Raw genomic sequence first — 2,667 nt, 5'->3', positions numbered from 1 at the left:
GCGTTGGCGTCCACCGCCCACAGCTGCGTCCCCGGGGGCAGCCGGCGGGCCACCGGGGCGGCCAGCCGGGCGGATTCCTCCAGGCCGAAGCCGCACGGGGCGCACACCACGATCCCGGCCCCGGCGGCGGTGACCGCCGGCCAGTCGGTGCGGTACGAGCGCTCCCCCGCCCGGCCGAGGATGCAGTGTCCGCCGGCGGCCCCGATCATGTCCGGCACCCAGTGGCCGGGGGCGAACGGCGGGTCGGTCCACTCCAGGACGAGCGCCGCCGCCGGTTCCTCGGCCGCCACCTTCGCCCGCACGGCGGCCAGCCGGTCGCGCAGCGCGCCGGCCAGCCGCCGGGCGCGGTCGCCGGTCCCGGTGGCGTCGCCGATGGTGACGACGGACGCGATCACCTCGTCCAGGGTGTGCGGATCGATCGTGAGCACATCGGCGGAGCACGCGAGGTGGTCGAGCGCGTCATGGACGGTGGAGACGTCCACCGCGCACACCGCGCACAGGTCCTGGGTGACCACCAGGTCGGCGTCCAGACCGGCCAGCGCGCCCCGGTCGAGGTGGTACAGGTCCTCCCCGGCTGCCATCCGCTCGCTGACCACCCGGTCGATCCCGGCGGGCGGCAGGCCCTCGGGGAGCGCGCTGGTGGACACGATGCGCCGGGTGCGGGCCAGGGGCGGGTGGTCGCACTCGAAGGTCACGCCCACCACGGCGTCACCGGCGCCGATCGCGAACAGGATCTCGGTGGCGGAGGGAAGCAGGGAAACGATGCGCACTCCCCCACGGTAAGCGCGGGCGCGGGGCTTCGGCCCCGGTCCGGCTCAGGGTTTCCGGGCGACCAGGCCCCACTGGAACAGCTGGTCGTGCGGCGGCTCGACCTCCGGGTGCTCGGGGCGCCACCGCGCGATCGGGCCGAGGCCGGGCGGCAGCAGGTCGAGTCCCTTCGCGGTGGCCGCCAGCTGGTCACGGGAGCGCGGGTAGTACGGGGCGGCCCCGGCGGCGGCGTAGTCCTCGCAGACGGCGATGACCTCGGGGTCGTCGATGCTGTCGCAGGTGACCAGGTAGCTGCCGGAGGGCAGCCGCCGGGTGTACTCCTGCACCAGTTCGGCGGCCGGGTCGGGTTCGATGTGCCCGAGCATGGAGAGCAGCATCAGCGCGACGGGCTGGTCCAGGTCGAGTTCGGTGCCGGCGCGCTCCAGCATGACGTCCACGTCGCGGACGTCGGCGTCGAGGTAGGCGGTCCGCCCCTCCGGGGTGGAGGTGAGCAGCGCCTGGGAGTGCATGAGGACGGTGGGGTCGGTGTCGGCGTAGACGATGCGGGAGTCGGGGGCGTAGCGCTGGGCGACCTGGTGGGTGTTCTCGGCGGTGGGCAGTCCGCTGCCGATGTCGAGGAACTGCCGGATGCCGACATCGCGGGCGAGGTGGCGTACGGCGCGGCCGAGGAACTCGCGGGAGGCCACCGCGATGCCGGCGATGCTGGGGTACTGCTCGCGCAGCGCGTCGCCGAGTTCCTTGTCCACGGGGTACCAGTCCTCCCCGCCGAGCCAGTAGTTCCAGAACCGCGCCGAGTGCGGCACGGTGGTGTCGATCTTGAGCGGGACGGAGTGCTGGGCGTCGTCGGCCGGGCTCATGGCTGCCTCCTGGGAAGTGAACCGTTCCCTCATGGTCTGCCTCGCGTCGCCATCTGTCACCCGTCCACGCCCTGTCCCGCGTGCCCCAGCGGGTGCGGGGCGCGCGGGAGCGGGCCCGGCCCGGTGGGGTCAGCGCGGGCGCAGGGCGAGCAGCCCGGCGGCGAGGACGGCGTCCACGGCCGGGACGCCCAGTTCGCGCTCCAGCCGGGGTGCGATGCCGAGGGTGGTGAGCCCGGTGCAGGCCAGGACCAGGGTGTCCGCCCCGGCCGCCACCAGCTCGCCGGCCGCCGCGAGGCCGGGCGCGGGCCCGTGGGCGGCGGCGGGGTCCACGGTGCTGTGCACGCCCTCGGGGCGCCGGTGGCCCGCGTAGTGCCGGCCGAGCACCGCGGCCAGGGGCGGCGGTACCTCGTCGCGGATGCCGATCACGCCGATGCGGGTGCCGAGGCCGAGGGCCACCCCGGCCGCGGCGGTGCCCGCGCCGATGACCGGCACCGAGACGGCGGCGCGGGTGGCGGCCAGGGCGGGGTCGGCCGCGCAGCTGATGATCAGGGTGTCCGCGCCGTCGCGTTCCAGGGCGCGGGCCAGCTCGACGATCTTCGGCCCGGCGCGCCGTTCGCTCGCGTCGTCGTGGATGCCCCGGGGCTGGCCGGGGACGCAGCGCGAGACGGTGCGCAGGCCCAGCCGGTCGGCCAGCAGCCGGCCGTGCCGGTCCACCTGGCCGGGGTCGTCGCTGGTGAGCACGCGGATGATGCCGGTGGTCACGGTCGGTCTCCTGTTCTGCGGGCGTCAGCCGCCCGCGGCGACGGCCTCGGCGGCCAGCCGGATGGCCAGGGAGCGGGCGAGCAGGACCGGGCGGCCGGACGCCTCGGCGGCGGCGCGCCGCATCCGCTCGGTGTAGCCGATGCAGTCGAGCACGATCCAGGCGCTGCCCTGCCGGGCGAGTCCGGCCGCGGCGTGCGCCACCTGGTGGAGGGGGGCGTCGCCGGGGGCGTACGGGTCGGCGCCGGTCACCCGGACCGGCCCGTCGAGGAGCGCGGACCAG

The 2,667-nt window shown here is 76.2% G+C and carries 4 protein-coding genes; all 4 read right to left on the bottom strand.

What is annotated here, in order from left to right; translation table 11 throughout:
- Positions 1-770, bottom strand: a 770-nt coding sequence (locus ACFV5N_RS26565) for an ABC transporter substrate-binding protein (RefSeq protein WP_385604707.1), incomplete at its 3' end; no start/stop codon positions are given.
- A 45-nt stretch (positions 771-815) separates the two neighbouring features.
- Positions 816-1,625 (bottom strand): SAM-dependent methyltransferase, encoded by an 810-nt coding sequence (locus tag ACFV5N_RS26560; protein ID WP_385604704.1) that lies wholly within the window; start codon positions 1,623-1,625, stop codon positions 816-818.
- Between the two features lie 129 nt (positions 1,626-1,754).
- The gene (locus ACFV5N_RS26555) at positions 1,755-2,387 is read right to left on the bottom strand and encodes an aspartate/glutamate racemase family protein (RefSeq protein WP_385604701.1); all 633 of its coding nucleotides are present in this window, start codon (positions 2,385-2,387) and stop codon (positions 1,755-1,757) included.
- 24 nt (positions 2,388-2,411) lie between these two features.
- Positions 2,412-2,667 (bottom strand): AroM family protein (locus ACFV5N_RS26550; RefSeq protein ID WP_385604698.1); only part of this gene is annotated, 256 nt, incomplete at its 5' end.

The sequence above is a fragment of the Streptomyces sp. NPDC059853 genome, from assembly GCF_042731495.1.
Classification (GTDB): Bacteria; Actinomycetota; Actinomycetes; order Streptomycetales; family Streptomycetaceae; genus Streptomyces.
The sequence above is the reverse complement of the archived record's forward strand: the minus strand, read 5'-3'. Positions and strand labels throughout refer to the sequence as shown.

Coding starts and splice junctions, on each gene's coding strand:
- ACFV5N_RS26560 (WP_385604704.1), bottom strand. CDS start 1,625: ATGAGCCCGGCCGACGACGCCCAGCACTCCGTCCCGCTCAAGATCGAC.